Source organism: Veillonella parvula (assembly GCF_024461875.1).
In the GTDB taxonomy this organism is placed as follows: Bacteria; Bacillota; Negativicutes; order Veillonellales; family Veillonellaceae; genus Veillonella; species Veillonella parvula_I.
The window spans coordinates 245,408-260,925 of the sequence record NZ_JANGAL010000002.1 but is presented as its reverse complement, the minus strand read 5'-3'; the positions used below and the strand labels follow the sequence as shown (position 1 = coordinate 260,925).

The window sequence follows — 15,518 nt, the reverse complement described above, 5'->3', positions numbered from 1 at the left end:
TACCCAAGAGGGGTATAAAATATGGTACAATTAAAAATAGTATAATTAAGATTAATATAATATCTGTTGGGGATATTCCTTAGCAGTGTGATATATGGAAAACTAGGAGGCCCTAATGGCAAAGGAAATCAACGTACAAGAGACAATACAATCTGATTTTAGTGTTGTGGTTAACGACATTGCTGAAGAGTTATTGACGCGCCTCAATATGGATGAGGATGGTTCTGTTATCGATATGTTCCAAACAGGCTCTTTTGATCCTTGGCAGTTATTCGTATTTTTTGGCGCTTTAGAAAAAGCTCTTATTGAGTTCAGAACGGATAAACGCAAGAAAACGGTTATCGTTCATGCACAACCTGAGGCTCTTATCGGCATTGGCCGCGTAGTGACACCTGTATCTACTATGCTTGAGCATGTATTGATGTCTCGTTTGAACGATATGAGTGAAGGCCGCTTGGAAACAGGTATGCTTACAGTATCTGCTGAAAGCATCGATTATGAAGGTGTAAACCTTAAAGGGCGTCACGTGGTTATCGTATGCGATCTTGTAGATGAAGATTCTAATTATCTTAAAGAATGCATTAAATTATGTAAAGAATTGAAAGCAAGCCACGTAGTGGCGGTGCCTCTCATGTTGTGGAACCCTGAATTGATCGATAATTTGACAGAGGAATCTATTAAGGCGGAATTATCTCATGAAAATCGTCCTCTCTCCTAGTAAGACAAAAACGATTGCCGATGCTGCTAGCAACGATGAGGCAGTACATCATGTAGTCCGAGATGGCCAATTTCAGCCGAATATCACGAAAAAGATTATAACTCATATACAATCTCTCGATATTGCTGGGCTTGGTAAGGCGCTAAAGCTAAAGGATGACAAGGCACAGGCTGTCTTTGATTTTTACCAGGACTTTGAGGCTCATCCCGTAGGTCGCGCCTGTGAAAGTTACGATGGCATTGCTTTCAAATATTTGGACTGGTCGAACTTATCTGATGAAGCCAAGACCTTTGGTGAAAGCCATCTCGTTGTGCTGTCTGCATTGTACGGTGTCGTTGAACCTAATATGGGGGTGCGCGACTATCGACTCGATATGGTCGATAAGGTGGGCGTTAATCTATACGACACCTGGCGTGAAGCGGTGGATGCATACTTTCACAAGGAAGATTGGATCCTAAACCTAGCATCTAAAGAATATGCAAAAATGGTGAACCATCCAAAGGTGGTAACCATTGAATTTTGGGAATTACGGGGCGACACGTTTAAGCAGATGAGTACGTCCTCCAAAATAAGTCGAGGTGTGATGGCTCATGAATGTTTAACCCGACAAGTGAAACATGTGCGGGACTTGCCGCGCGAAATCAATGGATTTACCTGTGTCACTGACATTAAATCCATTACCATACCAAGCGAATCGATGACGATTCGTTATGAAAGGAAGTGATTGTTTGCAAGTGCAAGACATTCTTGCAAAAGACCTTGTCGGCGATGAATGGCTGACCGAGGAGGAACTAAGATTTCTCATGTCTGTAACTGATGAAGAACAGTTGCAGTTAATATATAAAAAGGCCTACGAAGTAAAGACAAAATACGTAAAGCCTGTAGCATATTATCGTGGCCTCATCGAGTTCTCGAACCGATGCATTAAAAATTGTAATTACTGCGGTATCCGCCGAGAAAACGATAAGGCGGAACGCTTTGATATGAATCGCGAAGACATCATCAAGATGGCGCAGTGGGCATACGACCATGAATATGGTTCCATTACACTCCAATCTGGTGAACGCTGTGATGATGCCTTTGTAGATTATGTTGTGGATTTAATTCGTGACATTAAAGCCATCGGTGATGGTTCTCTTGGCATAACGATGTGTGTAGGGGAACAAAGCGAAGAGGCGTACCGCCGCATGCGTGAAGCCGGTGCTAGCCGATATTTATTACGCATTGAAACAACTAATACAGATTTATACCATAAAATTCATCCTCGTGATGAATTGCACTCCTTTGAGACGCGTGTAGAATGCTTACGTCGTTTACGCCGCGTAGGCTTTCAAGTTGGCACAGGTGTTATGATTGGCCTACCTGGTCAAACTGAGGAAGATCTTGTGAACGATATCTTGTTCTATCGCGATATGGATATCGACATGATCGGTATGGGTCCTTATGTAGTGCATCATGATACGCCTCTGGGCCAAGAAGCATTGGCAATGGGCATTGATGATGAAGAGGGTAAGTTGCGACGAGTTCAACTGGGCCTCAAGATGATTGCATTGACTCGTTTATTCTTAAAAGACGTAAACATTGCAGCTACGACGGCGTTACAAGCACTAGATAAACTAGGCCGTGAAAAAGGTTTAGCCGCAGGGGCAAATATCCTAATGCCTATCATCACCATTCCTGAACACCGTGCAAAATATTTGCTATACGATAACAAACCATGCGTAGACGACAATGCAGAACAATGTAAAGACTGCTTGACACGCCGCGTAATGTCCATCGGTGATACAGTGGGTTGGAAACAAAATGGGGACTCTAAACACTACGGCAAACGGACGGGAGAATTTTAGTATTCTATGTTCGAACTAAAATATTTAGTTGACTATATTTTTGTCCTTAGTATTGCCTATATATAGATGGGGCCCCATTACATAACGACAACTTAATTAAAAAAGACGGTCTATACTTGCTTGCTCCTCGTTCCTAATGTCGCTACACAAGTACAGACCGTCTTTTTTATAACTTTGTAAGGGCACTAGTCCCATCTATATATAGGTTTACGAATAAGGCTTTATTAATAGATCTTTAACTTCATTATAAACATAGAAATACTAAAATTCTTTAGGAATAGAAGGAAAGTCGTCGAAACTATAGATGAATAGTATTGCAATATTAGTTATACTCTGTACGGGTACGGTACTCTTCTAAGTCCTTATTGGTAAATTTGAGTCTTTATTCGTCGAATAATAGATTGAAGAATTATATTAATCCTCTTTTTGGAGAAATTTTTCTCAGAAAAAGAGGATTTTTCTATTGTAGTGTCGAAGTGTATTAGCAAAAGCCGTAATTTGCCAGTAAGGAGGCGATTCCAATGAAAGAGTACAGTAGTGATAAAATTAGAAACGTTGCTGTTGTTTCCCACGATGGTGCGGGTAAAACAGCTCTTGTTGAATCCTTGTTGTTAACTTCTGGTGCGGTTGATTTCGTAGGTAAAGGTCAAGATAATAAACATATTATGGACTTTGAACCGGAAGAAATTAAACGTAATGTAACTATTCAATTGGGCATGGCGCCATGTGAGTGGCATGACCATAAGGTTAACTTCATAGACACTCCAGGCTATAATGAATTCCATGGCGAAGTTCGTGCCGCTTTGCGTGCTTGTGATGGTATGTTGATGGTGCTATCCTCCACATCTGGTGTAGAAACTGACACAGTTCGCGCATGGGATTATGCAGTTGAATTACAAATGCCTCGCATGGCATTTATCAATAAAATGGATGTTGATGGTGCTGACTTCTTTGGCACTATTGAAAGAATGCGGGAATTATTTGGCAAAGGCATTATGCCATTGCAGATTCCTATCGGTGAAGGTGCCGATTTTGAAGGCGTTGTAGACGTAGCGAAAATGACTGCGTTTACTTATAAGGACGGCCAACCAACAGAGGTCGCTGTACCAGCTCACCTTATCGAAAAGGCTCAAGAAATTCGGGAAATGACCGTAGAAGCCGCGGCTGAAGGTAGCGATGAGTTGTTGGAAAAATATTTAGAAGGCGAAGAATTATCCTTAGAGGAAATCCGCCAAGGCTTGCGTGAAGGGATGATTAGTGGCCGTGTGTGCCCAATCATGTGTGGCAGTGCCACATCTCGTATTGGCTTAGATCAAGTATTGGATCGTATGATCCGTTACATGCCGGATGCAACTAAAAAAGTGATGACCGCAACTGATGCGGAAACCGGCGAACAATGTGTTGTACATGTAGATAAACCATTAACTGCATTCGTATTTAAAACATTGTTAGACCCATTCGCAGGCAAACAAAGCTTTGTACGTATCTTCTCTGGTGAACTGAAAGAAGGCGATCGCCTTTATGATGTAAACCAAGGTGTAGAAGAAAAATGGGGCAAGATGGTTACCCTTATCGGGAAGCAACAAATCCCTGTATCTGCTGCTAAAGCTGGCGATATCGTAGTGATACCGAAATTGGCCAATGCTAAGACCGGCGATACATTAACGGCTCCTGACTTTAAAGTAACATACGATGCTATTCGTTTCCCTCAACCTCTATATACAGTGGCTATGGAGCCAGTGAAAAAAGGTGAGGAGGAAAAATTAGCTAGTGCTGTTCTTAAAGTGGCAGAAGAAGATCCTACTTGCGTAGTAGTGAAAAATGCTGAAGCTCGCCAATTACAAATCGATTGTATGGGCGAAGTACATCTTGAGCATATCCTCAACAAAATGGACCGTAAATACGGCGTACAAGCTAAACTTGTGGCTCCATATATTCCATACCGCGAAACCATTAAAGGCTCTGCTGAAACCGAGTCTAAGTATAAGAAACAAAGTGGCGGTCATGGTCAATATGGTCACGTTAAGATTCAAGTGGATCCATTATATGATGGTAGCGAATTTGCATTCGTAGACAAAATTTTTGGTGGTGCTGTACCTAAGCAATACATACCAGCAGTGGAAAAGGGTGCCAAAGAAACCCTAGATAAAGGCCTAATTGCAGGATATCCTATGATTGGCGTGCAAGTGACACTCTTGGATGGATCTTACCACAGCGTAGACTCCTCAGAGTTAGCATTTAAAGTAGCTACGTCACAGGCTATCAAGGATGTGATTCCTAAGGCGAAACCAGTACTATTAGAACCAATCTATGAAGTCAACGTGTTTGCACCAGATGCTTTCATGGGCGACATTATGGGTGATTTGAATAGCCGTCGAGGTCGTGTATTAGGCATGGAACAAAGTGAAAGAACCGGTATTTCCGTTGTTAAAGCACAAGTACCATTGGCTGAAATGTCCGATTATGTGACTGCATTGCGCTCCATTACACAAGGACAAGGCGTATTTAACCGTCAGTTCTATACCTATGAAGAGGTTCCACATAAGCAAGCGGAAGAAATTATCGCTGCTCATAAAACCCAAGAATAAGGTAATGGCCACATGCTGTATTTAATACAGTTTGAATCACTACAACTGAATAGACAATTGCATAATGTAACAATTTAATACTGTAACAATTTCATAGTGTAATGATTGACGTAAGTCATAAATTTGAATAGTATTTTACTGAGGCCCTCCATATATGTAGCGTATGGAGGGCTTTTACATAAGAGAATAGCTAGTTCTTTATGTATATATGTGCTAACATAAAAGGTAATATAATTGGTTTATTGTGGTGCCATATCCATAGATATTGTGAAAGGATTGTGTATGTTTTTCTCTAATATTACCGCAGATTATACAAAAATGGGCTATCCTAAAGCCATCGTGCGCGCTTTGGATTTCTTGAAAAACACAGATTTGAAAGCGTTGCCTGGAGGGCGTCATGCCATCGAGGGTGACATGATGTATGCTAACGTAGATGATGTAGAAACAAAACTATTTGAAGCTACAAAACCAGAATCGCATCGTAATTATGTAGATATCCAATTTATGGTGAGCGGCGAGGAAAACATGGGCTTTTTCGTAGATAAAGGTCTCGTTAAACCTGTGGAGTCCTATCCAGATCGAGATTGCTATTTCTATCCTAATGAAGCGGTTGATGAAGGGCAAATCCATTGCCCAGAAGGGTACTACACCGTATTCTTCCCCTCTGATGTTCATCGGCCCTTGCTTGCTGTAAACGATAAACCCATCAAAATCCGTAAGGTGGTTGTGAAAGTTCACGTATCTTTGCTCGGTGACTAGCATGAAACAATATGAAGTTATTGGTGTTATTATAACTTTATTAGGCGCTGTTTTATGGGGTGTATCAGGTGCATCCGTACAGTTCTTAAGCAATTTTAGAGATATGAATTTGGAATGGCTAGTAACTATGCGATTGATTACAGCAGGTTTACTAACTGTTATTTATGCATGGTTTAGATTTGGAAATTCTATCTTTAATGTATTTCATAGTGTAAAGGATACGCTAGGACTCATTATTTTTGGCGTATTTGGAATGGCATTATGCCAATATACATACTTTAGATCCATTGCTTTAGCTGGAGCTGGCATTGCAACGGTTTTACAATATCTGGCGCCGTCTATGATTATTATTTACCTGCTGGTTCGCTATGGTAAACGACCATCCAAGGGGGAGACGGTTTCTGTTATACTTGCCTTAGTGGGGACCATTTGTTTGATGGGGAATGGTGATGGTCTTTCTATTAAAAGCTTCCCGATGGCGGTTCTCGTATGGGGGCTTTTATCTGCTGTCGGTGTAGCCGTATATAGTATTTCTCCTGTTGATTTACTCTACAAATATGGCACGTTGCCTATTGTGGGATTCGGGATGTTCATTAGTGGTATTGTAGCCGCTATATTATTCCATCAACCGAATTCATATGCAGTGTGGGACGCATGGACTATTATTGGTTGTTTCAATGTCATATTCCTCGGGACGATAGTATCTTTCAATGCCTATTTAGAAGGGGTTAAACGAATTGGGGCCGTACCAGGATCTATTTTGTCATCTATTGAACCTATTTCGGCGGCTTTCTTTGGGTGGGCTTTTTTAGGAAATGAATTTAGTCTATTAGGGCTAATTGGTATGGCTATGATTATTGCTACCGTTGTTATCATTGCATTAGAGAGCGGGAGGGGCACATGGAAGAAAAGCAATGGAAGGGCATGAGCCTAGCCATTATGGGGGCCTTGTTTTGGGGACTTTCAGGCACATCTGTACAATTTCTTGAAAGTGCAAAGCATATTAATGTAGAGTGGTTACTAGAGGTGCGTTTGCTTGTAGCAGGGATATTAACCATTGGCCTTGCTTATCTGCGAGAGGGAAAACGTATTTTCTCTATTTTTAAAGCACCTAAAGATATAGGCAAGTTATTAATATTTGGCGTACTAGGAATCGCTTTGGCTCAATATACATACTTTAGAGCCATCGCCATTTCAGGGGTAGGAGTTGCTACAGTGCTTCAATACGTAGCGCCTACGATGATTATTATTTATTTGTTTTTACGGTATTTTAAAAAGCCATCTACGCCAGAGTTATTTTGTATACTACTTGCTTTGGTGGGCACAATCTGTATTGTCATGCAAAAAGGGCTGGATATTTCATCCTTTAATGAAAAAGCTTTATTTTGGGGCCTTGTATCGGCAGCTAGCATTTGTGTATATACATTACAACCTATTGAGCTATTAAAAACATATGGCACCACCGCTATTGTAGGCTTTGCTATGTTTATCTGTGGCATCTTATCTGTTATCATGTTCCAACAATTTGATTCAGAAGCCGTTGTAGACAGTATGACCTTATTGGGGCTCTTTGCTATCATAATTTTGGGCACCGTAGTATCCTTTAATGCCTACATGGAAGGAGTAAGGCTCATTGGGGCCGTACAAGGATCCATTCTTTCATCACTAGAACCCATCTCTGCGGCTTTATTCGGTTGGGCTCTCCTAGGGAATGAGTTTACCGTTATCGGTATTTTCGGTATGATATGTATCCTTGCCACCGTATTCATCATCGCTTGGGATAGACAACGAACTATTAAACGAGAGGTACTGACAAAACTGAATAAAACAATATTAGAATAAATTGATAAGCACACATATATCACAGAAATCATTTCGTGGTATATGTGTTTTTTGTTATAACATACAGTATATTTTAGATACTGTATACATGCGCCATTTAGTTGACTATTTACCTATCTATTCATATAGTAAATATATACGTGATTATTAGTTTGTTACGGAGGTATTTATGTCTGTAAAAGATTTTGTGCAACAACGACGCGATGCGTTAATCACTATGCGTCGCGACTTTCATATGTACCCTGAGCCTGCTTGGCTTGAGTATCGATCTGCTGCGAAAGTGGCGGATAGGCTTATTTCTTTGGGCTATGATGTGGCGTTAGGCGCAGATGTACTCGATTTGGACTCTCGCATGGGCTTGCCTAGTGATGAGGTCATGAAAGCTGCTATGGATCGAGCCATCGAAGAAGGTGCAAATCTTGAGCTTGTAGAAAAGATGGGCTATGGTAAAACGGCCATTGTTGCAACTATGAACTTCGGTGGTGAAGGCCCTGTAGTAGCATTTCGTGTAGATATGGACTCTAACGATGTCATCGAAGCTAAAGAGGATAGCCATGTGCCTACAAAGAAAGGATTCCGTTCTTGTCACGATAAGGCAATGCACGCTTGTGGTCATGATGCACATATGACAATGGGGTTAGGTCTTGCCGAATACTTGGCTACTCACAAGGATGAATTCAACGGCACTATTAAACTTATCTTCCAACCAGCAGAGGAAGGTGTACGCGGTGCTAAAGCAATGGCGGAAGCGGGCGTAGTAGATGATGTGGATTTGATGTTTGGCATGCATATTGGGTTTAACGAAAAATTATCCAATTGCTTTGCATGTAGTGATCATGGCTTCTTAGCCACTACAAAACTTGATGCGGTATTCCACGGTTATTCTGCTCATGCTGGTGGCTCTCCAGAAAAGGCACAAAATGCAATGCTCGCCGGCTGTACAGCGGTTCTTAACTTACAAGCCATCGCTCGTCATAGTCAAGGCGCCTCTCGCATGAATGTAGGTGTTTTTGAAAGCGGTACAGGCCGCAATGTGACACCTGATGTGGCGGTTCTTAAACTAGAAACTCGTGGTGCCACTACAGAAATCAATGATTACATGATTGAACGGTCGAAGACTATTATTAAAGGTGCTGCAGAAATGCATGATTGTACCTTTGAAATCACAAAACAAGGAGAAACTCCGGCAGGTCGCATCAGCGATGATTTAGCTCATGAAGTACAAGCTATCGTGGAACCACTTGGTATCTTTAAAGAGGTCCCATTCGATTACAGCGGTGGCGGTAGTGAAGATTGTGCGTACTTCTTGAACCGTGTCATTGATCGCGGCGGTAGAGCAACCTACATGGTAGTAGGTTCTGCTATTAAAGCGCCACATCACAATCCGCTCTTTGATATCGATGAAGAGGATATGTTAAACGGTATTGTAGCGTTGGGGACAATTGCTGCTCACTATTTAAAATAAGGCTTACTGACTAGCACCATATGGTTTATCAGTAATTGATGTAATAGATTGTGAGGTGTTATATGATTCAACGAGAGCGATTAGTTAAAGATTTTGATGCTATGGCCCAATTGACAACACCTGGTGAGGGCATAAATCGCCTTGCTTTCACAGATGCAGACTGGGAGGGGCGTCAATATATTATAGATCGTATGACTGATGCGGGTTTATCCGTTGAAATAGACGATTTTGGTAATGTCATTGGCTATAAGATTGGTAAGAAACCAGATTTACCAGTTGTTATGGTAGGGTCTCATACAGATAGCGTACCCAATGGAGGCAATTACGATGGTGTGGTGGGCGTGTTATCTGCTATTGAAGTAATTCGTAGCATGACTGACGATGGTTATGAACATGACCATACCATCGCTGTGGTATCCTTCATGTGCGAAGAGTCCGGTCGTTTTGGGAATGCTACACTAGGTAGTAAGGCCATGCGTGGTGAATTAAGATTACAAGACTTACACCGATTGGTAGATAAACAAGGAATTTCCTTGTACGAAGCATTGAAAGGTCGCAACTTAAATCCCGATGGGATTGAAGAAATGGAATATAAACGACCTGTAAAGTCCTTCACAGAAATTCATATAGAACAAGGAAAGGTACTGGAGCACGAACAGAAAACGATTGGCATTGTGACTGGTATTGCAGCGCCAGAGCGATTCTATGTGACCATTCGGGGCAATGCCGATCATAGTGGCGCTACGCCGATGAACTTGCGTCATGACGCCCTATGTGGAGCCTCAAAAATCATCCTCGGCATCGAGGAGATTGCATCTACGCAAGAGGAACCACCCGTGGTGAGAACTGTTGGCGTTGTGGAGGTTACGCCAGGGGCGATGAATGTCATTCCTGGTGCTGTAAAGCTAGGGGTAGATATTCGCAGTATTTCTAAGGTAGCTCGTAATTCTGTAGTTACTCTTGTTAAAGAATTTATTGACATTACTGCCGAGAAACGTGGATTATCGTATACAATTGAAACAATTGCACAGGACCATCCAGTAGAGATGCACCCGGCGATGATTCGAGAAATCGAAGAAGCTGTTAAGTCTGTCGGTGTGGAGTACATGACAATACCGAGTGGTGCCGGTCATGATGCGATGCATTGGGCGGAGGTAGTTCCGACGGGAATGATCTTTATTCCATGCCGTGATGGCATCAGTCATAATCCTGCAGAATTTGCTGAAATGGATGATATTGTAACGGGTGCAGCGGTGCTTGACAAGGTACTTAGAAAACTTAGCTTGGAAGAAACAAAGCTTGTTTAATATACTTCTTTATGTATTTATGTAGTTATATAGATAAGTAGTTATATAGTTATATAGTTATATAGTTATACTGTATATAATTAAGTGATTACTTTTACTATAGTTAGGCCTATTAGGTGTAAGAAATAGATAGGATTATTGTATTTAGTGTTGTTAGTTGTGTATTGGGTGTAAAGCGTTTATTGAGGGGATATAGTTATCTTGCATCCTATGTACACGGATAGGAGAGTTATGGTTATTACAGGTATTGTTATCGTAGTAGCGACGTTTATCGCTATTATTAAACAGTTTGAAACACGGCTCGTTTTACTATTATCGGGCTTACTGATGTGCTTTATTGGTGGGCAGCTTGGCGCTGGTACGACGGCCTTTGTGAAAGAACTTACAAATCCAGGCCTTGTGCCTACAATCTGTACGGTGTTAGGTTTTAGCTATGTTATGGAATATACAAAATGTACGGAGCATATGGTGTATTTCATTTCTGCAGGCCTCAAAAAGATGACTAAAATCATCATCCCAGGTGCCGTTATTATTACATTCTTAATCAACATTGCACTACCTACAGCGGCAGGCTGTGCGGCGGCCGTAGGTGCGCTATTGATTCCTGCCCTCATTCGTTCTGGAGTACATCCAGCGATGGCTGGTTCTGCTATCTTCTTAGGTACATGGGGTAGCTCCTTGAGTCCAGGCCTTATGTTCAACCCTCAAGTGGCACAACTGGCGGGGGTAGACGTAATGACAGTTATTGCGAGCTTCTCCATGCAAGCAATTATCGGTATCGTAGTAGCCGCTATTTTGCTTAATATTGTAGCTATGGTTAAGAAGGAGCATACAGGGTATGTAATGAAAAACGATACTGTAGAGGAAGGCAAAGAATTCAAAGTAAATTATTTCTATGCAATCATTCCTATTATTCCTCTTGTATTACTTGTATTAGGTAGTAAACAAGTGGCGGTGATCCCAGAAATCTCTGTTCCTGTATCCATGCTCATCGGTACTGCTATTGGCATCATTGCCGTGCGTCCTAATGTGGCAGAAGCTGTTAAGAAGTTCTTCCGCGGTACTGGAGATGGTATGTGTGATGTAGTGGGCCTTATGGCTGCAGCAGCATGCTTTACAGCAGGGATGCAACTTATTGGACTTACAAGTGCGCTCATCGATGGTATGAAGAACTCTCAACAAATCGCTCAAATCGGAGCAGCCTTTGGTCCGTTCTTATTGGCTGTTATCTCTGGTTCTGGTAATGCAGCAGCTCTTGCCTTTAACGGTGCTGTCACACCTCATGCTGCAGACTTTGGTTATGGTATTATGCAACTTGGATCCATGGCTCAAATCGGTGCTGGTATCGGTCGTAGTATGAGTCCTGTTGCGGGTGCAGGTATCATCATCGCAGGACTGGCAGGTATTAACCCTATGGAAATGGCGAAACGCAATGCCGTGCCTTGTATTATTGCGACAGTAGTCATTATGCTATTGTTACTCTAGTCTAATAAAACTATATTGTAAAATAAAACCCTTCTAGTACTGATTAGATTGAGTCATATGCGTGAGCATATAACTTTTACCAATCAGATACATAGAAGGGTTTTCTTTTGCTTTATGTATGTATTATTTAAGTTTTAAACCAATCCAAAGGGCAGAGATTACAAATAGACCACCACTTACCCAGAATAAGGTAGTAAAACCTAGCCAAGCCATTAGGCTTGCACCACCGACAGCACCTAAGAAATAGCCAAGAAATAAACTTGATTGGTTGTAGGAGAATACTTGTCCCGTAAACTCACGAGGCGTTTTTGAAGAGAGATAGGTGTTTAATGCCGGTAACATACCACCTAGGCCGAAGCCCTGTAAAAATCGAATAAGTGCTAGTTGGTAAACATCAGTAACATAGGCTTGAGGGATGTTAAATAAGCCTACATAAATAAGAGATACGACTAATACCTTGCGAGGCCCAATTTTATCAACTAATTTACCGAGCGGTGAACTACTTATCAATTGAGCAATACCCATAGCTGAGAAGACAGCGCCTGCAATAAATGCCAGATTTTCAGTGTTGCTCGGAACAATACCTTTGATATATACGGAGATAACAGGTTGTAAGGACATGATGCATATAGCATAAATAAAGGATGCAATACATAATGCTACAATGCTGTTGAATTCTGGTATTTTTTCTTTTAACTTTGAAAGCGTTAATTTTTCTACAGTTGCTTTAGGTTTGTAATTTTCGTGAATAAATACGGTAGCTAGTACACCTGATATACCCATTAGAATGCCTACAAGGATAAAGTCGTTTCGTATGCCAATACTATCTGCTAAATAGCCACCAATCAGAGGTCCAATTAGTGAGCCTGCTAGATTCGCAGATGCTAATAAACCTAAAGCCCATCCAGTGCGATCAATAGGCGTTTCAGAGGCTATAAGTGTAATAGTTGCACTATAAAAGCCACTAACAAGGCCTTGAATGAGACGTATGAGAACAACTCCTTCTGGTATTGTCTGAAAGGCGATTAATAGATTACATAAGGCCATACCAAAACTTGAACGGATTAATGTAATTTTCCGACCTTTTTTGTCTGCTATTCGACCCCAAAATGGTGCGACTAAGCAAACAATCAAATACGTTGCACCTGTAGCTAAACCTGACCAGAGAGACATAGCCTCTGGAGTTTGCACACCTAAATCATGAAAATATAGAGGGAGAATAGGTGCTAATTGGCTCACCCCAAAGGATGTACAGAATACACATATTAAACTTATATACACCGTACGTTTCCACGTTTCCATGCGGATCCTCCTTTAGTATTGAATGGTAAATATGTGTGGATGTATTGAAATATCTTCATGATACATTTATTGTCAGTATACTACTATCTTTTAAGAGAAAACAATATCAATGGATGAGATTTATATAAATGTAACTTCATGTATATCTCATTTGATTTCATGAAATAATCACCATATAATAAGTACAGAATGTGTATACAGTAATTATAGAAAGAGCGTGTTTATGAAATATAGACAACTATTGCTGGGAATTACAGCTGTAATGAGTTTTCCATTATCCATACAAGCACAAACTATGGACCAAATGGAACCGTTGGAACGGGCAAAAGAAGAACAGATAGCGAGAGAGGCGCGGCTAGGAGAAGAACGTATACATGTACAAGAAGATGCTATGCATACTATAGCAGCATCAAGTACATCATTAGATGGTCATACTATACCGGCAGAGCAGCCAGTACAGGTAAGACCATCTTTTTTTGTGTCTCATATTCGTATTGTGAAGGAGCCGATACATGAGGAAACCGTTATATCAAGTGATTCTATTACGGCCTCCACAATGGAGACCACAACTTTCCTGGATAACAGTGTCCCAGCAAGTACGCGCATGATTAAAGGTCCTTTATTTTATGAAGCGCAGCGTACATCGTTAGTTCTGGATGTACCTAAGGAGTTTTCATTTCTGAGTAAAACGGCACGTCCATTTGTCAATCAGAAAATGACTGTTGAGGATATTAATACATTAGCAGAACGGTTAAATATGGCATTAGTTTCTCATGGGTATATCACGTCACGAATTGGCATTCCTGCACAGTCGTTAGCATCAGGGCAGTTACAGTTTAATTTGCAGGTAGGTCGTATCGAATCTGTCGTATATAAAGAAAAGAGTCCCCATTTACCATGGGAAAATGCGTTTCCATTACGCCCAGGAGATATATTGAATATTCGGGATATTGAACAAGGGCTGGAACAGATGAAACGAATCGGCTCTCAAGATGTGGCGATTGAGTTGGAGCCGGGAATGAGACCGCTATCGTCCCGTATTGTTTTACAAACAACGAAACGCCCACCGATTCATGGTGTTATTTCTGTGGATGACTCGGGGATGAAGGATACGGGTAAACTGCAATGGAATGCGGCGATTAGTATTGATCGACTTTTTAATGCAAACGATGTATTGCGTATCAGTGCGAATCATGATGGTGCCAATGAAGGGTATGTAAAGGGGACGAAAAACCATAGCATCAGCTATTCTATTCCACGTGGTAAGGATACCTTTAGTATCGGATATAGTAACTTATCGTATCATCAATCGATTCAGTCTATAGTGGGGCCTGTGATTAGTTCCAGTCGAGTGAAATCTGTTAGAGGTACTTGGCAGCATGTATTCCATCGTGCTCGAACGACTAAACGGAGTTGGGATATAAGTATCAGCAAACGTAATTCACATAATTACATTAATGATGTGGATATTGCTGTACAACGAGCTGATACGGCCGCTGTGGAAGTGGGGGTGTCGGAACGGCGCTATATAAAGCAAAATACATTATATTCTCGTGTAGGTGTAAAGCAAGGTGTAGGTTGGTTCGGTTCCCAGCCTGATTTTGGCGGCGGTGCACCTAGCACTCGATTTACCCAAATTCTTGCCGATGTAGATTATCAAATACCACGTCGGTGGGGACATCGTCCGGCCAGCATTACTACATCCTTTCACGGACAATGGACCTTAGGCGGTAAGCGGTTGTTTTCTCGAGATATGATGAGTATTGGGAATCGCTATACAGTACAAGGTTTTGATGGGGAACGAACGCTTTTAGGTGAAAGCGGTTGGTATGTACGGAATGAAGTGGCTAGCTATATTCCTCGTATTCATTCCAGTGTATATGTTAATTTAGATTTCGGTGCAGTATATGGGCCTAGTACGGATATATTAACAGGACGATTTATAGCCGGTACAGCATTAGGTATACGCGGTCAATTTAAGTCCGGTTTGTTTTATGATGCTTTTGTTGGAGTCCCTTTATATAAACCGAGCGGATATGTAACTGATCATGTAACGACTGGGTTCCAAGCCGGTATTCGATTCTAAGCATTGACAATATAGTTGTATATGTGTGAATGCAATTGTACTTGTTCAGTAGTTGTTATGTGTTTTGAACTGGCGGTATGCTATAGTGTATGCCGCCATGATATATAACGTATAGTGTG

Annotated in this window: 12 protein-coding genes; 11 read left to right on the top strand and 1 reads right to left on the bottom strand. The window is 41.3% G+C overall.

Features of this window, described 5'->3' with window-relative positions:
• Positions 1 to 115: 115 nt before the first annotated feature.
• The 10 genes from NE668_RS05360 to dcuC all read left to right on the top strand — a co-directional run bounded on the left by NE668_RS05360 (position 116) and on the right by dcuC (position 12,011).
• Entirely contained in the window at positions 116 to 718 is a 603-nt protein-coding gene (locus NE668_RS05360) for a hypothetical protein (RefSeq protein WP_004694153.1), read from the top strand.
• Entirely contained in the window at positions 696 to 1,442 is a 747-nt protein-coding gene (locus NE668_RS05355) for a YaaA family protein (RefSeq protein ID WP_227037563.1), read from the top strand. Before NE668_RS05360 ends, NE668_RS05355 begins: the two co-directional genes overlap by 23 nt.
• Positions 1,429 to 2,565, top strand: coding sequence for a [FeFe] hydrogenase H-cluster radical SAM maturase HydE (gene hydE / locus NE668_RS05350; protein WP_227037565.1), 1,137 nt, complete (start codon positions 1,429 to 1,431; stop codon positions 2,563 to 2,565). Before NE668_RS05355 ends, hydE begins: the two co-directional genes overlap by 14 nt.
• Positions 2,566 to 3,086: 521 nt before the next feature.
• On the top strand, positions 3,087 to 5,153 hold the full coding sequence (fusA, locus tag NE668_RS05345; protein ID WP_008603194.1) for an elongation factor G: 2,067 nt from the start codon (positions 3,087 to 3,089) through the stop codon (positions 5,151 to 5,153).
• A gap of 282 nt (positions 5,154 to 5,435) precedes the next feature.
• Positions 5,436 to 5,912: a NanQ anomerase/TabA/YiaL family protein gene (locus NE668_RS05340; RefSeq protein WP_008603192.1), complete on the top strand. Its 477-nt coding sequence runs from the start codon at positions 5,436 to 5,438 to the stop codon at positions 5,910 to 5,912.
• Position 5,913: 1 nt separating this feature from the next.
• Entirely contained in the window at positions 5,914 to 6,840 is a 927-nt protein-coding gene (locus NE668_RS05335) for a DMT family transporter (protein WP_008715178.1), read from the top strand.
• Complete coding sequence (locus tag NE668_RS05330; RefSeq protein WP_227037567.1) at positions 6,813 to 7,754, top strand: DMT family transporter; 942 nt, start codon at positions 6,813 to 6,815, stop codon at positions 7,752 to 7,754. Before NE668_RS05335 ends, NE668_RS05330 begins: the two co-directional genes overlap by 28 nt.
• Positions 7,755 to 7,923: 169 nt before the next feature.
• Positions 7,924 to 9,219: an amidohydrolase gene (locus tag NE668_RS05325; protein WP_227037568.1), complete on the top strand. Its 1,296-nt coding sequence runs from the start codon at positions 7,924 to 7,926 to the stop codon at positions 9,217 to 9,219.
• Between the two features lie 62 nt (positions 9,220 to 9,281).
• Positions 9,282 to 10,526, top strand: a complete 1,245-nt coding sequence (locus tag NE668_RS05320; protein ID WP_227037570.1) for a M20 family metallo-hydrolase — start codon at positions 9,282 to 9,284, stop codon at positions 10,524 to 10,526.
• 231 nt (positions 10,527 to 10,757) lie between these two features.
• The gene (dcuC, locus tag NE668_RS05315; protein WP_227037572.1) at positions 10,758 to 12,011 is read left to right on the top strand and encodes a C4-dicarboxylate transporter DcuC; all 1,254 of its coding nucleotides are present in this window, start codon (positions 10,758 to 10,760) and stop codon (positions 12,009 to 12,011) included.
• A gap of 123 nt (positions 12,012 to 12,134) precedes the next feature.
• On the opposite strand, the gene NE668_RS05310 is transcribed toward dcuC, so the two are convergent.
• A complete protein-coding gene (locus NE668_RS05310; RefSeq protein WP_227037574.1) occupies positions 12,135 to 13,313 on the bottom strand; it encodes an MFS transporter in 1,179 nt (392 codons plus the stop codon).
• 223 nt (positions 13,314 to 13,536) lie between these two features.
• Here NE668_RS05310 and NE668_RS05305 point away from each other — a divergent pair, with 223 nt between their 5' ends.
• Entirely contained in the window at positions 13,537 to 15,399 is a 1,863-nt protein-coding gene (locus NE668_RS05305) for a ShlB/FhaC/HecB family hemolysin secretion/activation protein (protein WP_227037576.1), read from the top strand.
• Positions 15,400 to 15,518: the final 119 nt, after the last annotated feature.